General features: G+C 59.3%; 1 protein-coding gene. It reads left to right on the top strand.

Translation table 11 applies throughout. From position 1 onward, the window contains the following. Window positions 1-37: 37 nt before the first annotated feature. Window positions 38-1,675: CHASE3 domain-containing protein (locus tag FEM54_RS32110; protein ID WP_138454228.1), on the top strand; the 1,638-nt coding region annotated here is incomplete at its 3' end.

Below are 1,675 nucleotides of genomic sequence, written 5' to 3'. Positions count from 1 at the left end.
AACTCCCCCGTTTTCCGCACTTGGCCAAGGCATGCCCATGACTCCCGCGTCGTCCGTCGATGAAAAGAGCTTCCGTACCCTGTTGAGCCGAAACGTCGCGTTACCCTTGGGCGTCGGCGTGCTCAGCGCGGTGTTTTTCGTCTGCCTGATCACTTATTTGCTGTCGGTTATCCAGTGGGTGGAGCACACCGACCGGGTTATCAATAACCTCAATGAGTCATCCAAACTGACGGTGGACCTGGAAACCGGCCTGCGTGGCTTTCTGATCACTGGCGACGAGCATTTCCTCGACCCTTACGAAGTGGCCAAGCCCCGCATCATTGGTGACCTGCGCAACCTGCAGGAGCTGGTGGCGGACAACCCACAGCAGGTCGACCGCCTCAAGCGTCTGGAGTCGATGCAATACGAGTGGAACAAGTACGCCCAATCGATGATCGACTTGCAGCGCAGCAGTGGCGATTACCGCGGGGCGGTGCAGGCCGGCCGCGGCAAGAGCCTGACCGACGCGATTCGCAACGAATACACGGATGCGGTGGCGATGGAGCAAGCGTTCCGTGTCACGCGCAATGCCGATGTCACCCGCACCACGATCATCAGCGTGACCTTGTACCTGGCCTTCGTGCTTGGACTGAGCGGTTTTCTGGCCTACATCGGTAGAAAGAATTTAATTGCATTGTCAGAGAGTTACAGCGCAAACCTCGCGTCACAACAGAAGATCGCCCGGCGCCTGGAGCAACAGGCCTGGCTGCGTAACGGCCAGACCGAACTGGCCGAACAGGTGCTCGGCCAACTGACGCTGAACATGCTTGGGCGCAATATCCTGCAGTTTTTCGCCCAATACATGGGCTCGGCGGTAGCGGCGCTGTATGTGCGCGAAGAGCACGGCGGCCTCAAGCGCGTGGCCACCTATGGGTTTTCCCGCGAGCAGGAGCAAAAAGAGCAGGCGATCTACAGCGACGAAGGCATCGTCGGGCAGGCCGCCCAGCTTGATCGCCTGATTCGCCTGGATGATGTGCCGGTGGATTACTTCAAGGTCAGTTCCGGCCTGGGCGAAGGTTCGACCCGCAGCGTACTGGTGGTACCGACCAGCGACGATGATCGCGTCAACGGCGTGATCGAACTCGGCTTCCTGCGCCCGTTGGATGATCGTGACGTCGAGCTGCTGGAGCTGATTGCCGGCAATATCGGCACCTCCATCGAAGCGGCGCGCTATCGCCAACGCCTGCAGGAAGTGCTGGCCGAAACCCAGCAGCTCAACGAAGAGCTGCAAGTGCAGCAGGAAGAACTCAAAACCGCCAACGAAGAGCTCGAAGAACAGTCACGTATCCTCAAGGAGTCCCAGGCCCATCTGGAAACCCAGCAGGCTGAGCTTGAGCAGACCAACGAGCAACTGGCCGAACAGACCCAGACTCTGGCCGAACAGCGCGACGCCATGGATCGCAAGAACGTCGAGTTGAACAAGGCTCAACTGGAACTGGAAGACCGTGCCGACGAGCTGCAGCGCTCCAGCAAGTACAAGTCCGAATTCCTCGCCAACATGTCCCACGAGCTGCGCACGCCGCTCAACAGCTCGTTGATTCTGGCCAAATTGCTCGCCGAGAACCCGCAGGAAAACCTCAGCACCGAGCAGGTCAAGTTTGCCGAGTCGATCTATTCGGCGGGCAACGACCTGTTG

Origin of the sequence: Pseudomonas edaphica (assembly GCF_005863185.1) — a bacterium.
GTDB lineage: Bacteria > Pseudomonadota > Gammaproteobacteria > Pseudomonadales > Pseudomonadaceae > Aquipseudomonas > Aquipseudomonas edaphica.
The sequence above is the reverse complement of the archived record's forward strand: the minus strand, read 5'-3'. Positions and strand labels throughout refer to the sequence as shown.